Annotated in this window: 22 protein-coding genes; 14 read left to right on the plus strand and 8 right to left on the minus strand. The window is 66.6% G+C overall.

Going from position 1 to position 23,998, the window contains the following annotated elements:
- Nucleotides 1–2: 2 nt before the first annotated feature.
- Nucleotides 3–1,310, minus strand: coding sequence for a diguanylate cyclase domain-containing protein (locus WC597_RS03645; RefSeq protein WP_372691889.1), 1,308 nt, complete (start codon nucleotides 1,308–1,310; stop codon nucleotides 3–5).
- Between the two features lie 298 nt (nucleotides 1,311–1,608).
- Here WC597_RS03645 and WC597_RS03650 point away from each other — a divergent pair, with 298 nt between their 5' ends.
- The gene (locus WC597_RS03650; RefSeq protein WP_372692045.1) at nucleotides 1,609–2,457 is read left to right on the plus strand and encodes a YihY/virulence factor BrkB family protein; all 849 of its coding nucleotides are present in this window, start codon (nucleotides 1,609–1,611) and stop codon (nucleotides 2,455–2,457) included.
- Here the strand turns inward: WC597_RS03650 and WC597_RS03655 are convergent.
- On the minus strand, nucleotides 2,411–2,665 hold the full coding sequence (locus tag WC597_RS03655; RefSeq protein ID WP_372691890.1) for a sulfurtransferase TusA family protein: 255 nt from the start codon (nucleotides 2,663–2,665) through the stop codon (nucleotides 2,411–2,413). The genes WC597_RS03650 and WC597_RS03655 overlap by 47 nt on opposite strands.
- Nucleotides 2,662–3,150, minus strand: coding sequence for a CinA family protein (locus tag WC597_RS03660; protein WP_372691891.1), 489 nt, complete (start codon nucleotides 3,148–3,150; stop codon nucleotides 2,662–2,664). The genes WC597_RS03655 and WC597_RS03660 overlap by 4 nt, the downstream gene beginning before the upstream one ends.
- Nucleotides 3,151–3,190: 40 nt before the next feature.
- Between WC597_RS03660 and WC597_RS03665 the strand changes: the two genes are divergently transcribed.
- A complete protein-coding gene (locus tag WC597_RS03665) occupies nucleotides 3,191–5,479 on the plus strand; it encodes a spermidine synthase (protein WP_372691893.1) in 2,289 nt (762 codons plus the stop codon).
- Here WC597_RS03665 and WC597_RS03670 read toward each other — a convergent pair.
- Entirely contained in the window at nucleotides 5,476–6,615 is a 1,140-nt protein-coding gene (locus WC597_RS03670; RefSeq protein WP_372691894.1) for a bifunctional 2-C-methyl-D-erythritol 4-phosphate cytidylyltransferase/2-C-methyl-D-erythritol 2,4-cyclodiphosphate synthase, read from the minus strand. The genes WC597_RS03665 and WC597_RS03670 overlap by 4 nt on opposite strands.
- 95 nt (nucleotides 6,616–6,710) lie before the next feature.
- On the opposite strand from WC597_RS03670, the gene dusB reads away from it, so the two are divergent.
- The 7 genes from dusB (at nucleotide 6,711) to WC597_RS03705 (ending at nucleotide 15,616) form a co-directional block, all read left to right on the plus strand.
- Nucleotides 6,711–7,766: a tRNA dihydrouridine synthase DusB gene (gene dusB / locus WC597_RS03675; RefSeq protein WP_372691896.1), complete on the plus strand. Its 1,056-nt coding sequence runs from the start codon at nucleotides 6,711–6,713 to the stop codon at nucleotides 7,764–7,766.
- Entirely contained in the window at nucleotides 7,763–10,033 is a 2,271-nt protein-coding gene (locus WC597_RS03680) for an ATP-binding protein (protein WP_372691897.1), read from the plus strand. The genes dusB and WC597_RS03680 overlap by 4 nt, the downstream gene beginning before the upstream one ends.
- Before the next feature lie 9 nt (nucleotides 10,034–10,042).
- Nucleotides 10,043–11,449 carry a sigma-54-dependent transcriptional regulator gene (locus WC597_RS03685; RefSeq protein WP_372691898.1) on the plus strand — a complete coding sequence of 469 codons (1,407 nt, stop codon included), beginning with the start codon at nucleotides 10,043–10,045 and terminating at the stop codon, nucleotides 11,447–11,449.
- Nucleotides 11,449–12,309: a D-amino-acid transaminase gene (locus tag WC597_RS03690; RefSeq protein ID WP_372691899.1), complete on the plus strand. Its 861-nt coding sequence runs from the start codon at nucleotides 11,449–11,451 to the stop codon at nucleotides 12,307–12,309. Before WC597_RS03685 ends, WC597_RS03690 begins: the two co-directional genes overlap by 1 nt.
- Before the next feature lie 103 nt (nucleotides 12,310–12,412).
- Nucleotides 12,413–12,658 carry an RNA chaperone Hfq gene (gene hfq / locus WC597_RS03695; RefSeq protein WP_003164861.1) on the plus strand — a complete coding sequence of 82 codons (246 nt, stop codon included), beginning with the start codon at nucleotides 12,413–12,415 and terminating at the stop codon, nucleotides 12,656–12,658.
- Complete coding sequence (hflX, locus tag WC597_RS03700; RefSeq protein ID WP_372691900.1) at nucleotides 12,659–13,972, plus strand: GTPase HflX; 1,314 nt, start codon at nucleotides 12,659–12,661, stop codon at nucleotides 13,970–13,972.
- Nucleotides 13,973–13,978: 6 nt separating this feature from the next.
- On the plus strand, nucleotides 13,979–15,616 hold the full coding sequence (locus WC597_RS03705) for a Na+/H+ antiporter (RefSeq protein WP_372691901.1): 1,638 nt from the start codon (nucleotides 13,979–13,981) through the stop codon (nucleotides 15,614–15,616).
- 3 nt (nucleotides 15,617–15,619) lie between these two features.
- Here the strand turns inward: WC597_RS03705 and WC597_RS03710 are convergent, their stop codons facing one another.
- From WC597_RS03710 to WC597_RS03720, 3 genes are read right to left on the minus strand one after another with little or no spacing between them, the layout of a single operon-like run.
- On the minus strand, nucleotides 15,620–16,276 hold the full coding sequence (locus tag WC597_RS03710; RefSeq protein ID WP_372691902.1) for an HAD family hydrolase: 657 nt from the start codon (nucleotides 16,274–16,276) through the stop codon (nucleotides 15,620–15,622).
- Nucleotides 16,277–16,283: 7 nt separating this feature from the next.
- The gene (gene mazG, locus WC597_RS03715; RefSeq protein ID WP_372691903.1) at nucleotides 16,284–17,078 is read right to left on the minus strand and encodes a nucleoside triphosphate pyrophosphohydrolase; all 795 of its coding nucleotides are present in this window, start codon (nucleotides 17,076–17,078) and stop codon (nucleotides 16,284–16,286) included.
- Nucleotides 17,075–18,436 carry an MFS transporter gene (locus WC597_RS03720; protein ID WP_372691904.1) on the minus strand — a complete coding sequence of 454 codons (1,362 nt, stop codon included), beginning with the start codon at nucleotides 18,434–18,436 and terminating at the stop codon, nucleotides 17,075–17,077. Before WC597_RS03720 ends, mazG begins: the two co-directional genes overlap by 4 nt.
- 105 nt (nucleotides 18,437–18,541) lie before the next feature.
- Here WC597_RS03720 and WC597_RS03725 point away from each other — a divergent pair, with 105 nt between their 5' ends.
- The 4 genes from WC597_RS03725 (at nucleotide 18,542) to ygiD (ending at nucleotide 21,296) form a co-directional block, all read left to right on the plus strand.
- Nucleotides 18,542–19,399 (plus strand): D-alanyl-D-alanine carboxypeptidase family protein, encoded by an 858-nt coding sequence (locus WC597_RS03725; RefSeq protein WP_372691905.1) that lies wholly within the window; start codon nucleotides 18,542–18,544, stop codon nucleotides 19,397–19,399.
- Complete coding sequence (locus tag WC597_RS03730; protein WP_372691906.1) at nucleotides 19,375–19,833, plus strand: hypothetical protein; 459 nt, start codon at nucleotides 19,375–19,377, stop codon at nucleotides 19,831–19,833. The genes WC597_RS03725 and WC597_RS03730 overlap by 25 nt, the downstream gene beginning before the upstream one ends.
- 97 nt (nucleotides 19,834–19,930) lie before the next feature.
- Complete coding sequence (gene wrbA, locus WC597_RS03735) at nucleotides 19,931–20,533, plus strand: NAD(P)H:quinone oxidoreductase (protein WP_372691907.1); 603 nt, start codon at nucleotides 19,931–19,933, stop codon at nucleotides 20,531–20,533.
- 4 nt (nucleotides 20,534–20,537) lie between these two features.
- On the plus strand, nucleotides 20,538–21,296 hold the full coding sequence (ygiD, locus tag WC597_RS03740; RefSeq protein WP_372691908.1) for a 4,5-DOPA dioxygenase extradiol: 759 nt from the start codon (nucleotides 20,538–20,540) through the stop codon (nucleotides 21,294–21,296).
- On the opposite strand, the gene WC597_RS03745 is transcribed toward ygiD, so the two are convergent.
- Complete coding sequence (locus tag WC597_RS03745) at nucleotides 21,297–22,850, minus strand: AMP-binding protein (protein ID WP_372691909.1); 1,554 nt, start codon at nucleotides 22,848–22,850, stop codon at nucleotides 21,297–21,299.
- A gap of 183 nt (nucleotides 22,851–23,033) precedes the next feature.
- Between WC597_RS03745 and lipA the strand changes: the two genes are divergently transcribed.
- Nucleotides 23,034–23,996, plus strand: a complete 963-nt coding sequence (lipA, locus tag WC597_RS03750; protein ID WP_372691910.1) for a lipoyl synthase — start codon at nucleotides 23,034–23,036, stop codon at nucleotides 23,994–23,996.
- The last annotated feature ends 2 nt before the right edge of the window (nucleotides 23,997–23,998 follow it).

The following is a 23,998-nucleotide window of genomic DNA, read 5'->3' on the forward strand; positions in this document are numbered from 1 at the left end:
CCTCAGCGCGTCTTTTCGAACAGGTCGGCGGAGGCGCGTTCCAGCAGGGCGGCGGCGCTTTCGTTCGGCTGCATCTCGGCGGCGCCGACGTCGAATTCGGCGACGAAGGGCGAGCGGTCGGGGCCGGCGTCGAAGGCGGTGCAGCCGATGACGGCGGCGATCCGTTCGGCGGCCAGGCGCGCCGGTTCGGCGTGGGTCGCGGGCAGGGCCAGGGCAAAGACTTCCTTGGCCAGGCGGGCGGGCGTGTCCTCGACGCGGACCAGACGCGAGACCATGGCCCCGATCTGAGGCATGGCGCGGTCCAGCCAGCCGCCCTGGCGCGCCCAGGTGACGGATTCGGTTTCGCGAACGCGCAGCACGCAGACGGACAGTGGGCGTTTGCGGGCGCGCGACGCCTCGGCGACGCGGCCCAGATGGCTGGCGAACAGTTCGGGGGTGAACAGGCCCGTCGCGGGGTCCATCAGCTCCAGGCTGCGCACCGAATCCAGCGTCTTGCGGATGCCCAGGTGGGTGCGGTGGGCGCCGGCCAAGGCCAGGATGCGTTCGGCCGTCTCACCTTCGGGCGTATCGGCCGAAGCGACGTCGGCGAAGCCGCGGTTGAACAGCTCCGACAGGCTGATCTCGTTCTTGCCGCGCAGATAGAGCATCAGCGGGATGTGATAGAGGCGCGTGTTGCGCTTCATGCCCGCCGCGATGGAAAGGGCCGGCGCATGATCCTCGGCGCCCCACAGCACGGCAGCGTCGAACGGGCTTTCGTGCAGATAGTCGAAGGCGGTGTAGGGTGTGGGAGCTGCGACGACCTCGACGCCGGCAGCGGTCAGGGCGTTGGACAGGGCCAGGAAGCGGCGATCCGCTATCCCGGCGGCCAGCACTCGCAGCGGGCCGTCGTCGTCGGAACGGGCGTCCAGCTTCACGTCGCGCGTCGCGAAGGTGGTCACCCGCAGATGGAACTCTTCCTCGGCGATGGCGGCGCGACCCAGTTGCTCCAGCCGCAGGGCGGCCTGGGCCGGATGGGGCGGGGTGGACATGGTCAGGTCCGCGCCCTTGATCGAATCGGGGCGGGCGCCGATGACCATGATTGGAAGGCGGCGCGGCTCGGCGGCGGCGCGCAGGCGCATCGCGACGTCCAGGCCGAACGTATCGATATCGATGACGGCGGCTTCCAGCGGGAAATCCTGAAGCGTCAGTTCGGCCGAGACCACGTCGCGCGCCGTCACCGTGCGCCAGCCCAACGCATCCAGACCCGCAGCGAGCGGCCCGATCCGGCCATCGTCAGCCGCCAGGATCAATACACGCGCGTCGAAAGCCAAAACCCGTCGTCTCCGTAAGTCGCCGCGCCCATAGCCGGTCGGAGGCGTGCGGACCATAGCGACGAGGGCGTTAAGGATGCAATGTCATGGCGAATGGAACGAGGGCATCCACGAGAAAGTCCGTCCTCACGCGGATGAGACTTTCACGGCCAACGGAATCCGCTAGGTTCCGCCGCTTGTTGCAACGGTTGTGGGGACCGGCTTGAGTGAACAGCTGACACGATCGGTCCTGAAGGCGCCTGGATTCTGGGGCGGACTGGCCGTGCGGGCCTTTACCCGCAGCTGGGGCCGCGACGTCATGCTCTATACGGGCGGGGTGTCGTTCTTCGCCCTGCTGGCGGTGTTTCCGGCCATCGCCATCCTGATCGGCTTCTATAAGCTGGGTCTGTCGATCAGCGAGGTCAGCGCACAGGCGGCGGCCCTGTCGGACCTGCTGCCCAAGGCCGCGCAGAACATCTTCCAGGGTGAGATCACGCGGCTGAGCAATGCCTCGGCGCGGACGGTGTCGGCACAGAGCGCTTTTGCGTTGTTCGTCGGCGCCTATGCGGCGCATAGAGGATTCAAGGCCTTGTTAGCAGGACTGAACCTGATCCATGACGAGACCGAGCCGCATGGCTTCTTCAAGTTCAACCTGTTGGCCTTCTTCGTCGCCATCTTCGCCTTTGCGCTGTTCACCGTAGTGTCCGGCGCGGTCGTGACGGTGCGGATCCTGGCCCATGCGTCGGCGGCGGCGGGATCGCCGATGCGCAGCGGGATGGCGCCGCTGGACGCCTTTCTGCCCGCCATCGGCCTCGTGATCGGGCTGACGCTGCTGTATCGCTACGCCATGAGCCACCGGACCCCGGTAGCCTGGCTGCCGGCGACGGCGGGCGGGCTGGTGGCGACGCTGATGTCGGTCGTGTCATCGTGGCTGTGCGCCATCTATGTCGAGCAGATCGCGCCACTGGGGGCCACCTATGGGTCGGTCGGCGCCGTGGTGGTGCTGTTGATCTGGCTGTCTTGGAACGTCAACGCCATCTTTTACGGTGGGGCCTTCGCGACTGAGATGGAGCTGGCGGCCAAGAAGCAGGCTGAAGCTCAGGCGGAGCCAGCCAGCGTGGTCAATCTGTCGGAACGTCGGGCGGCGAGCCGCCGGTCTCGACCATAAGGCGCAGCAGACCGTCCGTTTCTTCGACTGCGATCACCCGTCCGTTCTTCTGAGACATCAGGAAGGGTACATCGATCCGTGCCATCGGGTCGGTGGCGAGCAGGATAAAGCGCGAGCCGGGGGCGGCGCCGGTCATCGCCTTCATCAACCTGAGACTGGGTACAGGGCAGCGGTGGCCCTTTGCGTCGACGACTACGGGATCGCTCACGCCAACCTGTCCGCCAGCATGTCCAGGGCGACGCGGACGCTGGCCAGGCGGACGGCGTCGCGGCCGATGTCGCCGAATCGTTCTTCGCGATGGATCAGGCCGGTGGGACCGCAGGCCGCGAAATGCACCAGGCCGACCGGTTTCTCGTCCGATCCACCGCCAGGACCGGCGACGCCTGTGACCGACACGGAGACGGCGGCGCGTGACCGGGCGACGGCGCCCAGGGCCATGGCCCGGGCGGTGGCTTCCGACACGGCGCCGTGGGCGGCCAGGGTCGCCTCCGGTACGTCCAGCATCTGCATCTTGGCGTCGTTGCTGTAGGTGACGAAGCCCCGGTCCAGCGCCGACGACGAACCGGGAACGGCTGTCAGCGCCGCCGCGACCAGGCCGCCGGTGCAGCTTTCGGCCGTGGCCAGCATCAGGCCGCGTTCGGTCGCGGTTGCGACGATCTGTTGCGCCTGGCGCTGGATGTCTTGGTCAAACATGGTCTTTTCATAGGCTGCGAGTCCGGCTCTAACCAGAGCCATGACCGAGGCTGTCGATCCGCTGCGCCCCTCCGCCAAGACATGGGATCGCACCCAGCCGATCCTGTTCGCCGTCGCCATCTTCACCTCGGCCTGTCTGGTCTTCGTCGTTCAGCCGATGGTGACGAAGCTGGTGCTGCCGACGCTGGGCGGGTCGCCGTCGGTGTGGAACGCCTCGATGGTCTTCTTCCAGACCGCGCTTCTGGCCGGATACGCCTATGCTCACCTGCTGCAGCGCATCCCGACGATGCGGGTGCAGGTGGGGGTGCATCTGGGCCTGTTGATCCTGGCGGCCCTGTTCCTGCCGTTGCAGATCAGCGGCCTGTTGGGCGATCCCGACCCGGCGCGGCCGGCGCTGTGGCTGCTGGCGACATTGGCTCTGTCAGTCGGGGCGCCGTTTGCGGTGCTGTCGGCGACTGCGCCGCTGTTGCAGGCCTGGTATGCGCGGGTTCGGGCGGGTCATGCCGACGGAAAGAATCCGTATGTCCTCTATGCCGCGTCCAACCTGGGCAGTTTCCTGGCGCTGCTGGCTTATCCGGTGCTGATCGAGCCGCTGGCCAGTCTGTCGGACCAGCGGATCGGCTGGAGCATAGGCTACGGGCTGTTCGTGCTGATGGTCTTGGGGCTGGGCATTCAGGTCTGGCGGCGGCGTGAGGTCGGGACCGCCGATCCGGCGCCGCTGACCATCAGCGCGCCTATCGCATGGCGCGAAAAGGGAATGCTGGTGCTGCTGGCCGCCGCGCCGTCCAGCCTGATGCTGGGCGTGACGGCGCATCTGACCACGGACGTGGCCTCGGCGCCCTTTCTGTGGGTCATACCGCTTGCACTGTATCTGCTGACCTTCGTGATCGCCTTCCAGACGCGACCGGCCATTCCGCCGGTCCTCGGGCTGGCGCTGCACGCGGCGGCGGCGGCGGCGTGTGCGGCCCTGATCGCGTTCCGCACCGGCGAGTGGCTGCTGGTCTTCACGGTCAATTTGGCGGCCTTCTTCTTCACGGCCCTGATGTGTCACCAGCGGTTGGCGGCGCGGCGGCCGGCGCCCGACCGGCTGACGGAATTCTATCTGCTGCTGTCGCTGGGCGGGGTGGTCGGCGGGGTCTTCAACGGCCTGATCGCGCCGGCGGTGTTCGACATGGTGTGGGAGTATCCGCTGGTGCTGGTCGCGGCGGGCCTGCTGCGGCCGTGGAGCCGGCGCGAGATCCGGCCGTGGGAGATCATCTGCTGCGTTGCTGGCGTGGTCATCGCCTTCCTGGGGCCGCTGTCGATGGAGGCGGTACGCTATGCGCCCGACGTGCGCGCGGCGATCCCCAACGTGCAGCTGATACGGATCGCGCAGGGCGTTCTCGGGATCGCGACTTTATTCGCCTTTCTGGTGCGGGACCGGGCGGTGCTGTTCACCGTGGTTCTGGCCTCGATCGTCTGGTCTGGATATCACCTCGCGCGCGGCTATGACTGGGCGCTGTCGGAGCGCAGCTTCTTTGGCGTAATGCGGGTGGCCAAGATCGACGATCCGCTGATGGGCGGGCCAGTCCATGTGCTGATGCACGGCACGACCCTGCATGGGGCGCAGGCGCGGGCGCCGTCGAAGATGTGTCAGCCCACCCTCTATTACGCAACCTCCACGCCGCTGGGGCAGGCGATGCTGCAGATGCAGGCGCGCCGTCTGGACGGGGCGCGGGTCGGGGTGGTGGGCCAGGGGTCCGGGGCCATGGCGGCCTATAAGCGGGCGCAGGATCAACTGACCTTCTTCGAGATCGATCCGATGGTGGACCGGCTGTCGCGCGATCCCAAATGGTTCAGCTTCATCAACGGGTGCGCGGATGGGCCGGTGCGGACGGTGATGGGGGATGCGCGTCTGACCATGGATCGCGAGCCGGCGGGATCCTACGACCTGCTGGTCATCGACGCCTTCTCGTCCGACGCCGTGCCGACGCACCTGCTGACGGTGGAAGCCATCCGGGGTTATCTGCGGCTATTGGCGCCGGATGGGGTGGTGGTGCTGCACCTGTCGAACCGGAACCTGGAGATCACGCTGCCGGCCGAGGCGGCGGCCCAGGCGCTGAAGGTCCCGCATCTGCATCAGGTCTATATCGAGCAATCAGGCCTGGGACAGATGGCCGAGGCCTCGACCGAGGCCTTGCTGATCGGCAAGAGCCAGGCCTCGCTGGAAGGCTTCAGCGAGGATGGGCGGTGGAGCAAGCTGTCGCCGACTACCGTTCGTCCGTGGACGGATGATTACGTCAATCTGTTCGGATCTCTGGTCCGACAAATGGAGATGGCGGCGCGTTAGGTCGCCGGCAGTTCGACGGTAGCGACCGCCTGAGCGGCCAGGCCCTCGCCGCGCCCGGTGAAGCCCAGGCCTTCGGTCGTGGTGGCCTTGACGCTGACGGCGTCGAGCGGAAGGCCCAGCAGTACGGCGATGCGGTCGCGCATGGCCTGACGATGCGGCTTCACCTTGGGACGTTCGCAAATCAGGGTGACATCGACGTTGACGATGCGCCCGCCACGCTCTGCAACCAGTTCGGCGGCGTGGATCAGGAACTGATCCGACGAGGCGCCCCTCCATTTCGGATCGGTGGGGGGGAAGTGATCGCCGATGTCGCCCGCCGCGATGGCGCCCAGGATAGCGTCGGTCAGGGCGTGAAGGCCCGCGTCGGCGTCGGAATGGCCGATCAGAGTCTGATCGTGCGGCACCTCGATGCCACACAGCCAGACCGAACCGCCCGGTCCCCAGCGATGGACATCGTAGCCGGAGCCGATGCGGATTTGACGGGGCAGTAGGGCCTCGGCCATGGCGAAATCCTCGGGATAGGTCAGTTTCATCAGGCGCGGATCGCCTTGCACCAGAGCGACACGGCCGCCGTTGCGCTGGACGACCACGGCTTCGTCGGCCGGGGCGTCGGCATCGGTCCAGGCGGCGTAAGCCGCCTCGATCACGCGACGGCGGAAGGCCTGGGGCGTCTGGGCGCGCCACAGGGCGTCGCGTTCGACCACATCCGTCATCACCTCGGCCTCGCCGCGTCGCAGGCTGTCGGCGACGGGCAGGACGGGCAGGGCGCCGTCGGCGGTTTCGAGGGCGGACAGCAGGCGGTCGATGACGGCGCGGTCCAGCAGGGGGCGGGCGGCGTCGTGAATCAACACTGGCTGATCCGGCGCGCAGGTCAGGGCCGCCAGACCGGCGCGAACCGAATCGGCGCGGACGTCTCCGCCTGCAACGGCGCGCCAGCGTGGCAGGTCGGACAGCAGGTCCGCCACGCGATCCAAGGCGTCGGGGGCGACGACGACGATCAGTTTGTCGGCGCCGGCGTTCAGCAGGGCCTCGGCTGACCAGCGCAGGACGGGCTTGCCGCCCAGGGTCCGCCACTGTTTGTCGCCGCCGGCGCGCGAACCGGAACCGGCCGCGACGATGATGCCCGAGAATGTCATGGCGGCCTTACTAGAATGCGCCGCGACGGGACGAAACCATCAATCGGCCGCGGTCATGCTTGACGAAGGGGGCTGGGATGCTGCGAAAGACGCCTATGGCCAAGACCTTACAGATCGGCGACGTGACGGTGCACGGCCAGGTGCTGATGGCGCCGATGACCGGGATCACGGACCTGCCATTCCGCGTGCTCGCCTCGCGGCTGGGCGCCGCCTATGTCGCGACCGAGATGGTGGCGGCCAAGGAACTGGCGCGGGCGCGGCCCGACGTGGTGCGGCGCGCGGCGGTGGGGGCGGGGCTGCCGTTGACGGTGATCCAGCTGGTCGGGCGCGATCCCGAACAGATGGGTGAGGGCGCCCGCATGGCCGAGAAGGCCGGGGCGGACATCGTCGATCTGAACTTCGGCTGTCCGGCCAAGGAGGTCACGGGCTCGGCCGCCGGGTCGGCCCTGATGCGCACGCCCGATCTGGCCTGCCGGATCATGGAGGCGGCGGTTCAGGCGACCAGTCGGCCGGTGACGATCAAGATGCGGCTGGGCTGGGACGACGATAGTCGCAACGCCGCCGAACTGGCCAAGCGGGCTGAGGAGATCGGGGTCAAGGCGGTGACGGTTCACGGCCGCACGCGAAAACAGTTCTATACCGGCCAAGCGGATTGGGATGGGGTCGGCGCGGTCAAGGCGGCGGTGGGCATTCCCGTCATCGTCAACGGCGATATCGTCACGGCCGACGAGGCGCGCGAGGCCTTGGCGCGATCGGGCGCCGACGGGCTGATGCTGGGGCGCGGCGTCTATGGTCGTCCGTGGCTGGCGTCGCATCTGGAGCGGGCGCTGATCGACGGCGTGGCGCTGGACGAGCCGGGGCCGGAGGAACGTCTGGCCATCGTGATCGAGCACCTGCGGGCGTCGGTCGAATTCTATGGCCTGCCGCTGGGGCTGAAGATGTTCCGCAAGCATCTGGGCTGGTACATCGAACAGGCGCCTTGGCCGGCCGATCCGCAACACCGACGCGAGGCCAAGGCAAGAATTTGCCGGCTGGACGAGCCGCAGGCCGTGGAGGAGGCAATGAACGACCTCTGGCGACTGGATTTGCCGCAAATCCACAAGTCTGCTGTTGAAAATGCGCCACAGGTGTTGGAGACTGCTGTGGCATGACGGATACGCCTTCAGCGACGACCTCTCCGCCCGACCTCGTGTCGGACGACGAGTCGTTCTGGGGGTGGGTCGATACGGAGCGGGCGCGGACCGGGTTCGGCCTGGCCTATTTCCTGGCGGTGGCGATCACGGCGGCGGCTATCTGGCTGGTGGCGGTTGCGCCCGGCGCCACGTCAGGCGCCGCGCGCGGATCGAGCAGCCAGATTGCGCTGTTCGTGCTGATCGGCAATCTGATCCTGATCTTCGGTCTGGCCTTCATCGTCGGGCGGCGTGTCATTGCCTTGGCGCGCAGCAAGGAAGAGGCGGGGTCGCGCCTGCACCTGCGGTTCGTGACCTTGTTTTCGATGGTGGCTCTGATTCCGTCGGTGCTGATCGCCCTGGTGTTCGGGGTGCTGGTCAATCGAGGCGTGGATCAGTGGTTCAGCGAGAACGTCCAGGCCTCGGTCGAGAACGGCGCCATCGTGGGGCGCGCTTATATTCAGGACGTGTCCTCGGCGATGGACGCCGATCTTGTGACGATTTCGGATCAGTTGGGCAGCGCAAGAAGCCTGTTCGACGATCGCATTCAGTTTAACGACGCCCTGGGTCAGGTCGGCGACATCTTCGGCTATCCCTCCATCTATATTCTGGACAGCAAGGGCGAGGTGCTGGCCCGTGCCGAAAAACCGGGCGCGCCACCATATCTCGCGCCGCCCCATGACGAACTGGCCGCCGCCGCCGACGGTGGACAACCGCCGCAAACCGTCACCCAGCACCCGGACGCCGTCAGGTCGATCATCGCTTTGCCAGCTTACGGCGACGCCTATCTCTATCTGGTGCGTCCGTTGCAGGACGGGTTGGTGGCGCGGATGAATACGTCGATCCAGTCGATCCAGGCCTATCGCGAAGCCCAGGAAAGCCGGGCGCGAATCCAGTCGGCCTTTGTCCTCAGTTATCTGGAAACAGCGCTGCTGGTGCTGGTCGGGGCGGTGTGGCTGGGGATGTCGGCGGCGAGCAGCATCTCGGCTCCTATCGGTAGGCTGGTCCGGGCAGCGGGTCAGGTGGCGGGCGGCGACTTCACCGCGCGAGTGGACAGCGACGGCGCTCCTGCTGAGATCGCCACACTGTCGGACGCCTTCAACCGCATGACCGGAGATCTTCAGGCCCAGCAGGCGGCGCTGAAGGCAGCCAGCGATGAGGCGCACGACCGAAGCCGATTCATCGAGACCGTCCTGTCGGGCGTCAGCGCCGGGGTCATCGGTCTGGACAAGCGCGGGCGGGTGTCGGCCATCAATGACAGCGCCCTGCAACTGTTGCATATCGAGGACGCCGAGGTGCTGGGGCACGAACTGGCGGCCCTTTCGCCCGAACTCAGCGATCTGGTGCGCCGCGCCGAGGCTCATATCGAGGAAGACATCGACGTCAGTCGCGGCGGGGATACGCGCCGTCTACGGGTCCGCATCGAGGGCGGGCTAGGCGGCGAGATGGTTTTGACCTTCGACGACATCACCCGACTGGTGACGGCGCAGAGGAATGCGGCTTGGCGCGACGTGGCCCGCCGCATTGCTCACGAGATCAAGAACCCGCTGACGCCGATCCAACTGTCGGCCGAGCGGCTGAAGCGCAAGTATCGTTCGCGGATCGGCGAAGACGTCGAGATTTTCGATCGCTGCACCGACACCATCATTCGACAGGTCGGGGATATTGGCCGGATGGTGGACGAGTTCTCGTCCTTCGCGCGGATGCCGGCCCCACGCTTCGCCCCCGAAGACCCGGCCGAAATGCTGCGCGAGGCGGTGTTCGCCCAGCGGGTGGCGGCGCCGGATATCGTGGTCGATATCACCGAGCCCCTGCCCAAGGCGACCTTGCAGGCCGACGGCCGCATGGTGGGGCAGGCATTGATCAACATCCTGAAGAACGCCGGCGAATCCGTTGCGGCACGTCGTCTGACGGCCGGGGAAGCTGCGGCGTCGGACAATGCCGGCGTGATCGCTACACTGACGGTCGAAGACGGCGTCGCCACCTTCGTGGTCGAGGACGACGGCGTCGGCTTGCCTGCGCGCGACCGCGACCGCCTGACCGAACCCTATGTCACCACGCGCGAAAAGGGCACGGGCCTGGGCCTGGCCATCGTCAAACGCATCTGCGAGGACCACGGCGGCGAGCTGAAGCTCGCGGATGCCCTGACGCTTCGCGGCGCGCGCGTGTGCATGATCTTCCCCCTGAAACCCCACGGCAAAAGCGGTGACGGTGCGGAGCGCAGGCTCCAGACCCTGGCCGCCGAATAGCGAGGCAAGATGCGACCAACCGGTTCCGACATTCTCGTCGTCGATGACGAGGCCGACATCCGCGACCTGGTGTCCGGTCTGCTGGAGGACGAGGGGCACGCCGTGCGGGTCGCCGCCAACTCCGACGAGGCCTTGGCTGCGATCCGGGCCAGGAAGCCGTCGCTGGCGATCCTGGATATCTGGATGCAGGGCGGCGGTCTGGACGGGCTGGAACTGCTGGAAGTCGTCAAGGAACTGGATCCCGACCTGCCGGTGGTGATGATCTCGGGTCACGGCAATATCGAGACGGCGGTCACTGCGCTGAAGCGCGGGGCCTATGACTTCATCGAAAAGCCGTTCAAGTCGGACCGGCTGGTGGTCGTGGTCGAGCGGGCCATCGAGGCAGCGACCCTGAGGCGCGAGAACCGCCGGCTGCGCGTCCAGACCATGACGCCGTCGGGCCTGATCGGCCGGTCGCAGGCGGCGCAGGCGCTGCGCAGCACCATCGCCAAGGTGGCCCAGGCCAACAGCCGGGTCCTGATCGCCGGCCCTGCTGGATCGGGCAAGGAATTGGTCGCGCGCCAGATCCACGAGGGTAGCCCGCGCGCCCGCGCTGAGTTCGTCGCCATCTCGGCCGCCGGCATGACGCCGGAACGGCTGGATGTGGAACTGTTCGGTGAAGAGGGCCAGGACGGCCGGCCCCGCAAGATCGGCGTGTTTGAACGCGCCCACAACGGCACCCTGTATCTGGATGAGATCAGCGATATGCCCCGCGAAAGCCAGAGTCGCATCCTGCGGGTTCTGGTCGATCAGCGGTTCCGCCGGGTCGGCGGCGAGCAGGACGTTCAGGTCGATGTCCGCGTCGTAACCTCGACCTCGCGCGACCTGAAGACCGAGATCGCGGAGGGCCGTTTCCGCGAAGACCTGTTCCACCGTCTAAATGTGGTGCCGATTCGAGTGCCGGCCCTGTCGGAGCGACGCGAGGACATCACCGAACTGGTCGAATATTTCGTCGAGACGATCAGCGCCTCGCAGGGGTTGCCCAGGCGGATCATCGGCGATGATGCGGTGGCGGTGCTGCAGGTTCATCCATGGCCGGGCAATATCCGGCAGTTGCGCAACAATATCGAACGGCTGCTGATCCTGGCGACCGGCGATCCGGCCGAGACGATCACCGCCGACATGCTGCCGCAAGAGGTGGCGACCTCGAACGGCGGGCCGTCTTCGCTGGGCGGTGAGCGCACCATCGCGCTGCCTTTGAGAGAGGCGCGCGAGGTGTTCGAGCGGGAGTATCTGGCCGCCCAGATCATGCGGTTCGGGGGCAATATCTCGCGCACCGCCGCCTTCATCGGCATGGAGCGGTCGGCTCTGCATAGAAAGCTTAAGTCGTTGGGGGTTTCGCCCGCGCGCGGCGGTGAAGAGGAAGAACCGGCCTGATGTCCCGCGTCGCCTATGTGAACGGCGCCTACAGCGCGCACGGCGAGGCCGTGGTCCATATCGAGGACCGGGGCTTCCAGTTTGCGGACGGCGTCTATGAGGTCTGGTCGGTCTTCGACAGCAGGCTGGCCGATTTCGACGGCCATATGACCCGCCTTCACCGCAGCCTGAACGCGCTTCAGATCGAAATCCCCATGAGCGCAGCGTCCTTGGGCGTGGTTCTGCGCGAGACGATCCGGCGCAACCGGGTGCGCGACGGCCTGGTCTATCTGCAGGTCACGCGCGGGACGGCGTCGCGCAATCACGCCTTTCCGACCGACACCGCGCCCAGCGTGGTAGTCACCGCCAAATCCATCGACCTTTCCCGGAATCAGAAGCTGGCGGAGAACGGTGCGGCCGGCGTCACCCAGCCCGACATTCGATGGGGCCGATGCGACATCAAGACCGTGGGGCTGTTGCCGAACGTGCTGGCCAAACAGGCGGCGCGTGAACGCGGGGCCTATGAGTGTCTGATGTACGACGAGATGGGTCTGATCACAGAAGGGTCGTCCACCAACGCCTGGATCGTCGATGGGGACGGCAGGCTGCGAACGCGTGACACCCAGGCGAACATTCTGCAGGGGATCACCCGTGCGGCGATCCTGAAACTGGTCGAGGCCGAGGGGCTCGAACTGGATGAGCGGCCCTTTTCGGTCGATGAGGCGAAGCAGGCGCGGGAGGTGTTCGTCACCGCCGCCAGTTCCTTCGTCATGCCGCTGGTTTCGCTGGACGGCGTGAAGATCGGCGACGGCAAGCCTGGCCCGATCGCAACCCGCCTGCGCGAACTGTATCTTGAACAGGCGCGCCGAGAGGCCATTTAGGGCGTTGCCCGAGCATGGAGGCGGCGGTTAAGGTCGCGAGTGGCCGCATCGGCCCCGCGCCGCTTCCCCGGCGACGAACAACGAAGAACAGGAAAAACCTGCCATGTCGCAAGACAAACGTCAGAACCTTCAGGACACCTTCCTCAACTCGGTCCGCAAGACCAAGACGCCTCTGACCATCTTTTTGGTCAATGGCGTCAAGCTGCAGGGCATCGTGACCTGGTTCGACAACTTCTGTGTGCTGCTGCGCCGCGATGGCCAGTCCCAGCTGGTGTACAAGCACGCCATCTCCACCATCATGCCGTCCGCGCCCGTGCAACTGTACGAGCCCGACGCCGAAGAAGATTGATTGACCCAAAAACTGATCGACCACGCCGTCCCGCTGATCCGGGCGGTCGTCATCCATCCCGACCGACGTTCCGACAGTCCCCGGCTGGCGAGCGAGCGCCTTGAAGAAGCGGTGGGTCTGGCCCGCGCGCTGGACCTTGACGTGCGCGCCGAAGAGATCGTGCGGCTGCGCGGGGCCACGCCTGCAACTCTGTTCGGGACGGGCAAGGTCGAGGAACTGGCCGCTCTGGTCCGGGCCGCCGATGCCGAGGCGGTCATCATCGACGACGCCCTGACGCCGGTGCAGCAGCGCAATCTGGAAAAGGCGTGGGAGGTGAAGGTCATCGACCGCACCGGTCTGATCCTGGAAATCTTTGGTCGCCGTGCGCGCACCAAGGAAGGCCGGCTGCAAGTCGAGCTGGCGCGGCTGGACTACGAACGGTCTCGGCTGGTGCGGACCTGGACCCACCTTGAGCGGCAACGCGGCGGCACCGGCTCGACGGGCGGTCCCGGCGAAACCCAGATCGAGCTGGATCGGCGTCTGATCGCCGACCGGATCGTGCGGCTGAAGGCCGAACTGGAAGACGTACGCCGAACGCGCGGCCTGCACCGCAAACAGCGCCAGAAGGCGCCGTTCCCGACCATCGCCCTGGTCGGTTACACCAATGCCGGCAAGTCGACGATGTTCAACCGGCTGACGGGATCGGAGGTCTTCGCCAAGGACTTGCTGTTCGCCACCCTGGACACGACCCAGCGCACCATTCGCCTGCCGCAGGGCCGGCCGGCCATCGTTGCGGACACCGTCGGCTTCATTTCCGACCTGCCGCACGAGCTGGTCGAAAGCTTCCGCGCCACGCTGGAGGAGGTGGGCGAAGCCGACCTGATCCTGCACGTCCGCGACATCGCCTCGGCCGACAGCGACGCCCAGGCCAAGGATGTCGAGACGGTGCTGAAACAGATCGAGACACCCGAGGGCAAGACCCGTCGGGTGCTGGAGGTCTGGAACAAGATCGACCTGCTGGACGATGAGGCGCGCGAAGCCGTGTTGGGCCAGGCAGAACGTCTGTCAAAGGAGGGCGAGGCCGTCGCTGTCTCCGCCTGGACAGGCGAGGGGATCGAACCCCTTCGGCAGATCATCGCGGGCCTGATCGACGACGACCCCGAGACTCGGTTGACCCTGGAGCCTGAACACGGCGAGGCCATGGCCTGGCTGTATGAACATGGACGAGTGATTTCGCGCAATACGGACGAGCTTGGCCGTACTGAGGTCACTGTGCGGCTGCACCCTGCGGCGCTCGGGCGATTCGAACGCCTGTATCCCGACCTGGCCGACTGACATCTCATGCATCTGATCGAAACCGTCCTGCTTCTGCTTCTGGCCGTGGTGGTGTCGGGTTCGATCGCGCGGATCACGCGCATCGCCCTGCCTCTGGTGCAGATTGCACTGGGTGCGGCGATCGTGCTGATCACCGGGTCCACGGTGGACCTTGAGCCGGACATCTTCTTCTTGCTGTTCCTGCCGCCGCTGCTGTTCCTCGACGGATGGCGCATTCCCAAGGAAGCCCTGTTCCGTGACCGGGCGGTGATTCTGGAACTGGCCCTGGGGCTGGTGCTGTTCACCGTCGTCGGCCTGGGCTTCATGATCTGGTGGATGATCCCCGAGATGCCGCTGCCGGTGGCCTTCGCCCTGGCCGCCATCCTCTCGCCGACCGATCCCATCGCGGTCCAGGCCATCGCCTCGCGCGCGCCGATCCCGAAGCGGCTGATGCATATCCTGGAAGGCGAGTCGCTGCTGAACGACGCGACCGGCCTGACCTGTATGCGGATCGCGGTGATCGCGGCGACCACCGGCGCCTTCTCCATCGGCAGCGCCATCGGAACCTTCGCCTGGCTGGCTCTGGTCGGGGTGGCGGTCGGCGTGCTGATCACGATGGGGATCAGCTATGCGAAAGGCTTCGTCAGTCAGCGGTGGGGCGAGGATGTCGGCGCTCAGATTTTGGTCAGCCTGCTGATCCCCTTCGCGGCCTATCTGGTGGCGGAAGAACTGAATGCCTCGGGCATTCTGGCGGCGGTGGCGGCCGGCGTGACCATGAGCTTTACCGAACGCAGTCTGTTCGCCGGCCAGTCGATGGCCGTGACGCGCATCCGGCGGGGCGTGGTCTGGGACACGGTTCAGTTCGTCGCAAACGGCATCATCTTCGTGATCCTGGGCGAGCAGATGCCGTCGATCATGTCGCGCGCAGCCGAGGTGGTGGCGGGCACCAGCCGGCCGGAGGTGTGGTGGCTGGCCGTCTATGTGTTCGGCATCGTCGCCGCCTTGGCGACGCTTCGGTTCGTCTGGGTCTGGACCTCGCTGAAGCTGACGCTGTTCCGTCGTCGTCATCGTGGGCCGCCGGCCAAGGTCGGCTTGCGGCTGACAATGGTGATGTCGCTGGCGGGGGTGCGGGGCGCGATCACCCTGGCCGGTATTCTGACCTTGCCGTTCGTCCTGGCGGATGGATCGCCGATGCCGTCACGCAGCCTGGCGATCTTCCTGGCGGCGGGGGTGATCATCGTGTCGCTGCTGGTCGCCACCTTCGCCCTGCCACGCCTGTTGAAAGGTGTGGAGTTGCCGCCTGAGCCCTCGCATGAGCGTGAGGAGGATCGCGGTCGTGTGGCCGCCGCCTCTGCCGCCTTGCGCGCGATCGAGGATGTTTCGCACGCCATGGCCGAGGGCAAGCCGAACCCGGACCTCTATTCCGATATCGCCAGCCGGATCATGGAGACCTATCGCCAGCGGATCGAGACCCACACGCGCACGGACGAGGACGATGCGGCCCTGTCTCGCAAGGTGGATCATGTCGAGCGGCGGCTGTGGCTGGCTGGACTGGCGGCCGAGCGCGACGAACTCGTTCGTCTGGCGCGCGTCAGGCAACTGGACGAGGTGACGGCGAAGAAGATGATCCGAGAAGTGGATCTGCAGGAGTTGCGGTACCTGTAGGCGTCAGCGGTCCATGAAGGCTGCGACCGCCGCGTAGCTGTCGGCGATATGGTGGGCGCCGCGGGCCAGCAGGCGCTCGGCATGTCCGTCGCGGATATGGCCGCCAGCGGTCAGGCCGACGACCGTCATGCCGGCCGCGACGCCTGCGGTGACGCCCGCCTCGCTGTCCTCGATCACCAGAACGCAGGATGGATCGACGCCCATGGTCTTGGCGGCGTGAAGGAAAATGTCGGGATGGGGCTTGCCGCGTTCGACCACCAGACCGGTGAAGACGGCGCCGTCGAAATGTTCGGTCAGGCCGAACAGGTCCAGGCCGACGCCGATCCAGTCGGGGCCGCTGGACGAGGCGATGCACCGGGCCTCGGGACGGGCGCCGACGAAGTCGAGCATCCCCGGCACGGGCTGAAGCTGAAGAGGCGCGCGTTGGCGGCACGTCGCGAACCATGTGGTGTGGAAGTCGTCAGGGCAGGCGCGGCCCAGGGCGGCTTCGACCGTCGGGCGATTGTCGCGCCAGCGTTTGCCCGTATAGGCGGCCAGCACGTCGTCCAGGCTGGTCGGCAGGCCGATGGCGGTCAACTGCTCGGCCATGACGGTGCTGTTCAGCACCTCGCTGTCGGCGACCACGCCGTCGTAGTCGAAGATGATCAGGTCGTAGGTCATGGGCGGCTCAGTTCGCGGGAGCGGCCTTTTCGGCGACTTTTGCGGCGTCCCAGAGGCGGTCCATCTCTTCCAGCGTCGACTGGTCGGGTGTGCGACCGTCTTTGGCCAGTTCCGCCTCGATGAAACCGAAACGACGCACGAACTTGGCGTTGGTGGCGCGCAGGGCGTCTTCGGGCTCGACGTCCAGCTTGCGGGCCAGATTGGCGACGACGAAAAGCAGGTCGCCCAGTTCCTCGCGCGCCTTGGCCTTGTCGCCGGCGGCGATCTCGACCCGCAGCTCCTCGACTTCTTCCGCCAGCTTGTCGAACACTTCGTCGGTCGATGGCCAGTCGAAGCCGACGCGGCCGGCGCGCTTGGTCAGTTTGGCGGCGCGCGTCAGGGCGGGCAGGCCGACGGGGACGTCGTCCAGGACGCCGGGCTTCTTGCGGTCCTTGCGTTCGGCGGCCTTAATGGCTTCCCAGGCTATGGTCTGTTCCTTGGAGGAGCGCTGACCCTCGTCGCCGAAGACGTGGGGGTGGCGACGTTCCAGCTTGTCGGAAATGGCCGTGACTACGTCGTCGAAAGCGAACAGCCCCTGTTCCTCGGCCATGCGGGCGTGGAAGACGACCTGGAACAGCAGGTCGCCAAGCTCGCCCTTCAGCTCGTTCAGGTCGTTTCGCTCGATGGCGTCGGCGACCTCATAGGCTTCTTCGATCGTATAGGGGGCGATGGTGGCGAAGGTCTGCTCCACGTCCCAGGGGCAGCCGCCGTCGGGATCGCGCAGCCGCGCCATGACGCCGAGCAGGCGGTCGATGGGTCTCAAGTGCGGGCTCCGTCGCGAGCTTCGAGGGCCAGGCGGATTTCGTCGTGGCGTTTCGGCGTCAGGGGGTAGCCCTTCAGCACCCAAGCAGCGGCGGCCAGCAGCAAGCCAGGGACCAGGATGAACAGAACCTGGAGCGTCAGCAGGGAGAACTCGCTGTTTCCGCCCGCCTCCGGGATCGCCTTGAAGCCCACCCATTGCAAAATCAGGTAGGGGATCAGGGCCACCACATGGCCGATCTTGGTCGTCGCCGACAGGATGGAGAACATCAGGCCGGTGCGGTCCACGCCCGTCTCCAGCCGCACCTCGTCGCCCGCATCCGCCATCATGGCCCGCAACAGGAACAGGCCGGCGGCATAGGGCAGGCCGGCGATAAACATGGCCCCAGCCGTCAGGGCGAAGTTGCCGCCGGGGACCAGGGTGGCGGCGATATAGAGGCCGGCGAAGATCAGGCTGGCGACCGCCAGGGCCTTGTCCTTGCCGATCCGCGTGGCCAGCCAGGCCCAGATCGGCGCGCCGCACAGGCCCGCGACGAAATAGAACAGCATGAACAGGCCGGCCTGGCTGTGGTCGTAGCCCTTGATCTGGCCGAAGAAGAAGAACAGCAGCGAGCCGGTGATGCCCGGCGCGACGCCCAGCAGCAGGTCGGCGATCAACAGCTTGCGCACCGTCGGCATCTTCAGCAGGGCCAGATAGGCGCCGGCGCCCCCGTGAGGCTGGTCGCCCGCATTGACCGGCTCGGGCACGGCGACCATAGCCAGGCCGATGGTCAGGGGCAGGGCGATCAGGATGGCCCAACCCATGATCCGCACGCCGTCGGCATAGGTTCCCATGCCCGTCTGGACCACCACGGTCGGCAGGACCAGGATCAGGATCACGCCGATGATGTTGAAAACCTGCCACCAGCCATAGACGCGGCTGCGCTGGTCATACTGGGGTGCGAGAACGGCGGCCCAGCCGAGCTGGCCCAGGGTGCCGATCGAGAAGCCGAGATAGAGAACAAGCAGCCAGCCGAACAGATAGGCGGGCCCGGCGCCGGGCTGGACCACCACGAACATCATGAAGGCCGACAGCATGAGGATCGGCGTCGACAGCGCCATCCAGGGGCGATAACGGCCCAGGCGCGTCCGGGTCTTGTCCATGCCCCAGCCGATGAAGGGGTCGAAGACGATGTCGATCAGGCGCACGGCCATGAAGACGGCGGCGACGACGCCTAGCTCCAGCCCCACATGGGTGGCGTAGAACTCCGGCAGGGTGACGGGCAGGGCGACCCCGAAGGCCGCCAGCGGAAGGCAGGGGCCGGAAAAGGCGGCGAGCACCGCATTGGAGCGGCGGGGCGCGGTCGGCGCGGCGGTGGACATGCGTCGGTCCGAAAGGCGCGGCGCGAGTCGGCCGCGCGTCACCATGCCAGCGATCGGCGAAGCATGCACTTGTGAGATCGGCCGGCTTGGGGCTTCCTATGCGCCATGTGGCGAAGCCTTCTTGCGTTCCTGTCCCTTTGCTTTGCGTTGGTCTTCGCCGGCGGCGCGCATGCGGCCGGCCCCTGCCATACCAATGCCGACGGCTGGCAGGCGCAGGCACTGGCGAATGCGGCCTCGGCCTATGGGATGGAGTGGGCGCCGTTCGGTGCGGCGGAGTGGGGGTGGCAGGCCTATCTACCGCTGATCCAGCACGAGTTGCATACGGCGTGCGGTCCTGGCACGCCGATCTTCGCGTCGCAGCTGGCGGGATTTCAGCAGACCTACGGCCTGGCGCCCACAGGCCTGTTCGACGCCGCGACGTTTCAGGTGTTCAGGGGACTATGGCAGGAGCGACGGCCTTTCGTCATGGCGCGCGTCGGCGGGGCCTGTCCCGAGCCACCACCGATCAACCAGCTGGGGTATCTGATCGCCGAGGAGGAACACGCCGACCGGCTGACGCGGTTGCTGCGCCGTGATGTGCTGGACGCCTATCGCCGGCTGGTCGCGGCCGCGCGGGCTGAAGTTCCCGAGGTCGCCGCCAATCCCGAGCTGCTGCAGATCTTCTCCGGCTTCCGCGACCCCGAGGCGGATGCGGCGCGCTGCGCCCAGCAGGGCAATTGCGACGGGCTGCGCCGCGCTGTCTGTTCACCGCACAGGACCGGGACGGCGGTCGATCTCTACGTCGGCCGGGCGCCGGGGCAGGGCGTCGATTCCACCTCGCCGGCCAGCCGCGAACATATGGCGCGGTCGGCGACCTATCGTTGGCTGGTGGCGAACGCCGGCCGGTTCGGGTTTACGCCCTACGTCTATGAGCCCTGGCATTGGGAGTATGTACGGCCGTGGGATCCTTCGTTCGCGCCCTGACCGAGGGGGAGGCGGCGCTGGCGCGAGAGGCGTTCGGCGAGGCCTTGCATCTGGAGACCGTGCGTCTGATCGGCTGGCCGTTTCGTCGCGCCTTCGTCGCCGGGCGCTGGTTCGGGCGCGACTGGATCGTCTGGCCGCACAGGGCGATGGCCGCGGATTTCGCCTCGGCCTCGCTGCATCTGCAGGGCGTGCTGGTGCATGAACTGACCCATGTCTGGCAGGCGCAGCAGGGGGTGAACCTGTTGTTCGCCAAGTTGAAGGCGGGAGACGATGCGGCCGCCTATGCCTATTCGGCCGACCCGAGCTGCCGTTGGGATTCGTTGAACATCGAGCAGCAGGCGATGGTGATGGAACATCGCTTCCATCGGACGCGCGGAGGCAGGGCGCCGGGCAGCGCGGCCTTCTATGACGCGGTCTGTCCTTTCGTGCGTTGAAACCCTGCCGGGGGGCTTGCATAGGCCGAAGGGACACGCCAAGTTAGCAACGGTCGTTGTTGCGAATGACGGCCGGTCATTCAACGGAGTCTCCCCAATGCCCAAAATCCTCGTCCTCTATCACTCGACCTATGGCCACCTCGAAACCATGGCCGAAGCCGTCGCCGAGGGCGCGCGCGAGGTCGAAGGCGCGGTGGTGGACATCAAGCGCGTGCCGGAAACCGTGCCGGAGGAACTGGCCAAGGCGTCGCACTACAAGCTGGACCAGAAGGCGCCGATCGCCAAGATCGACGACCTGAAAGACTATGACGCCATCATCATCGGCGCCGGCACCCGCTTCGGCTCGGCCGCGTCGCAGATGCGCGCCTTCCTGGACCAAGCCGGCGGCCTGTGGTTCAGCGGCGCCCTGATCGGCAAGATCGGCGGCGCCTTCACCGCCACCGCGACCCAGCACGGCGGTCAGGAAACCACCTTCCAGGGGCTGCACAACTTCTTCATGCACCACGGCATGCCGGTCGTGGGTCTGCCCTATTCGTATCAGGCCATGATGACGCTGGACTCGGTCGAGGGCGGTTCGCCCTATGGCGCGACGACCATCACCGGCGGCGACGGTTCGCGTCAGCCCAGCGAGATCGAACTGGGCGGCGCTCGGTTCCAGGGTAAGCATATCGCCGAACTGGCGAAAAAGCTGCACGGCTGATCCGATGCGCCAGCCCGCCGTCTTCTTCGGTCACGGTTCGCCGATGAACGCGCTTGGCGGTCCCTATGGGGCGGCCTGGCGCGCGCTGGGCGAGGCCATTGGAAAGCCCAAGGGCGTGGTGATGATCTCCGCCCACTGGGAGACTCGCGGGCTGGGCGTCACCGCACAGGAAAGACCCGAAACCATCCATGATTTCGGAAACTTCCCGCGAGAACTTCACGAGATGCAGTATCCCGCGCCCGGATCGCCCGAACTGGCGGCTCGGGTGGCGGAACTGACCGGTGCGGTCCAGACCCAGCAATGGGGGCTGGATCACGGGACCTGGTCGGTGTTGGTTCACGTCTGGCCGGACGCCGATGTGCCGGTGGTGCAGCTATCGTTGAACCGCGAGCTGACGGCGCGCCAACATTACGATCTGGCCAAGGCGCTGAAGCCTTTGCGGGACGAAGGGATCGTCATCGCCGGTTCGGGCGACTTCGTCCACAACCTGCGGACCTGGAAGCGCGAGGACGGCGCCGAACCCTATGCCTGGGCGACCGGGTTCAACGAGGCGGTGAAGGCGGCGTTCGAAAGGGGAGACCACGACGCCCTGATCGACTGGGTGGATCTGGCCGAAGACGCCCAGATGAGCGTGCCGACCGACGAACACTATCTGCCGGTCCTCTATGTCGCCGCCCAGCAGGAGCCGGGCGAGGCTGTCAGCTTCTTCAACGACCGCATCGACGGCGGCTCGATCTCGATGACCGGCGTCAGGATCGGCTAATCAGGCCGACTTTTCGGCCTCCACCATCTTCTGGATCGAGACGTAGTCCGTCTTGCCGGTGCCCAGAACCGGCACTTCGGCGACCTTGACGATCTTCTTGGGCACGATCAGCTCGGGTGCGCCGTTGGTGCGAGCCCATTCGGCCAAGGGCGCGACCTCGGCCTCGGCGTGGTCGGTGACGAGCACCAGTTTCTCACCCTTGCGGCTGTCTGGGATCGACACGACGGCGTGGCGCTGGTCCGGCCAGACGGCGCCGGCAATGCCCTCCACGGCGGTCAGGGACACCATTTCGCCGCCGATCTTGGCGAAGCGCTTGGCGCGGCCTCGGATGGTGACATAGCCCTCGTCATCGACATCGACGATGTCGCCCGTGTCCAGCCAGTCGTCGCCGATCGGATCCCAGGCCAGGGGCTCGGCCGAGGTGACATAGCCGCTCATGACGTTGGGCCCGCGCAGCATCAGACGGCCGCCCGCGTCGATGCCCTCGACCGGCTCCAGCTTCCAGTCGATGCCGGGCAGCACTTGGCCGACCGTGCCGGGCGCGTTGCGGTCAGGATGGTTGACGGCGATCACGGGCGAGGCCTCGGTCGCGCCGTAGCCTTCCAGCAGTTCGACGCCGCCGAACTTGGTGTTGAACAGGGTGCGGGTTTCCTCGCGCACCTTCTCGGCGCCGGCCACCACGAACTTCAGCGTCGAGAAGTCGTTCGGCTCGGCGACGCGGCCGTACTGGTTCAGGAAGGTGTCGGTGGCGAACAGGATCGAGGCGTTCACCTGAGGCAGCAGATCGGTGATCTGTTTGGCGTGCAGCGGCGACGGATACTGGAACGCCTTCAACCCTTGCAGCAGCGGCAGGATGACGCCGCCCGTCAGTCCGAAACAGTGGAAGGTGGGTAGAGGATTGAACATCACCCATTCCGGCAGCAGGTCGATATGAGCCGCCACTTGGCGGGCGTTTGCGACGAGGTTCTTCTGGCTCAGCACCACGCCCTTGGGCGTGCCGAAACTGCCGGAAGTGAACAGGACGACGCCCGGCGCATCCGGGTCCGTCTTGACGCGGAACCGCTTGGGCGCAGCGCCGGCGGCCAGTCCGTACAGCTTGTCGGCCAGACCGATGGTCTTGCGAACGTCGTCCAGCCAAACGACCTCGGCGACGGTCTTCAGCTCGACGATCAGGTCGTCCAGCTTGGCCTGGTCGATAAAGCGTTTGGCGGTCAGCACCTTCTTGACGCCCGAAGCCTTGATCGCGGCCTTCAAATTGGTCTCGCCGGCGGTGAAGTTCAGCATGACCGGCACGCGGCCGTGGGCATGCAGGCCAAAGAAGGTGACGACCACGCCCATCGACGACGGCAGCAGGATGGCGACCCGTTCGCCCAGGCTGGTCATATGGGCGATCTTGCGGCCCAGCACGAAGGCGGCGCGGATCAGGCCAGTGTAGCTGAGGGGATGGCGATCCTGGTCCTCCAGGATTTCCTTGTCGCCGAACCGCGCCCGCGCATCGATCAGGGCGTCGATCAGGGACGAGTCGTAAAGCGAGGGATCCAGGGCCTGGCGCAAGCGCGTCTCCTATGGAGGGCGCGGGCGGCCCTCTCTGTTGTTCGGGCGTCTGTCATTAATGACGCCGCGTCATCTTGAAAAGATGCGTAACGTCGCGTGAGTTCCGAGGCGCGATCACGCCTGCGGCAAGTCTGTTACCCTGTGTGCCTTGCCTAAACGCCCTCAAAGTCCGAAATACCGGGAATGGTCACCCTGATCGACACCCTTCAGCGCAAGCCTTCCGAGCTGCGTCACCCCGAAAAACAGAATCGGCCCGAGTCGGTCGTTCTGAAAAAGCCTGACTGGCTGCGCGTCAAGGCGCCCGGTTCGGGACAGTACAATGCGACCAGGGAGATCGTCCGCTCCAAGGGGCTGGTGACGGTCTGTGAAGAGGCGGCCTGCCCGAACATCGGCGAGTGCTGGAGCCAGAAGCACGCCACCCTGATGATCATGGGCGACACCTGCACGCGGGCGTGCGCCTTCTGCAACGTCAAGACGGGCCTGCCCCAGCCGCTGGACCCGGAAGAGGCCGGCAAGGTGGGCCTGGCCGTCCAGCAGATGGGCCTGAACCATGTGGTGATCACCTCGGTCGACCGCGACGACGTGGCGGACGGGGGCGCGGCCCACTTCGCCGAGGTGGTGCGTCAAATCCGCATCCAGGCGCCGGGCGCCACGATCGAAATCCTGACGCCCGACTTCCTGAGGAAGGACGGGGCGGCGGCGGTCATGATCGACGCCAAGCCTGACGTGTTCAATCACAACCTGGAAACCGTGCCGCGCCTGTATCTGAAGATCCGGCCGGGCGCCCGCTACTTCCACAGTCTGCGCCTGTTGCAGATGGTCAAGGAGCGGGACCCGGAGCAGTTCACCAAGTCCGGCATCATGGTCGGCCTGGGCGAGACCAGGGAAGAGGTCATGCAGGTGATGGACGACATGCGGTCCGCCGGCGTTGATTTCATCACCATCGGCCAATATCTGCAGCCGACGCGCAAACACGCCGCCATCGACCGCTTCGTCACGCCGGAAGAGTTCAAGGCCTATGAGGCGATCGCCCGGGCCAAGGGCTTCCTGATGGTGTCGTCCAGCCCGCTGACGCGTTCGTCGCACCACGCCGGCGACGATTTCGCCCGGCTGAAGGCGGCGCGCGAGGCGCAACTGCGCCGCTAAGT

It is taken from the genome of Brevundimonas sp. (genome assembly GCF_041648115.1).
Lineage (GTDB): Bacteria > Pseudomonadota > Alphaproteobacteria > Caulobacterales > Caulobacteraceae > Brevundimonas.